The 202-nt window shown below is 54.0% G+C and carries 1 tRNA gene; it reads left to right on the top strand.

Going from position 1 to position 202, the window contains the following annotated elements:
• Window positions 1–76, top strand: a tRNA-Val gene (locus tag DEP07_RS25470).
• Window positions 77–202 lie beyond the last annotated feature (126 nt).

Here is a 202-nt window from a genome sequence, read left to right as displayed (position 1 = left end):
GGAGGCTTAGCTCAGCTGGGAGAGCATCTGCCTTACAAGCAGAGGGTCGGCGGTTCGATCCCGTCAGCCTCCACCATTTACTATTTTGAAGGATAGTCAGCAAAAAAGCGCTGCACGATGCGGCAACACTGACAATTGCTTCTATAAAATCGTCGCGGGATGGAGCAGCTCGGTAGCTCGTCGGGCTCATAACCCGAAGGTC

Source organism: Brevibacillus sp., from assembly GCF_003521185.1.
GTDB classification, from domain to species: domain Bacteria; phylum Bacillota; class Bacilli; order Brevibacillales; family Brevibacillaceae; genus Brevibacillus; species Brevibacillus parabrevis.
The sequence above is the reverse complement of the archived record's forward strand: the minus strand, read 5'-3'. Positions and strand labels throughout refer to the sequence as shown.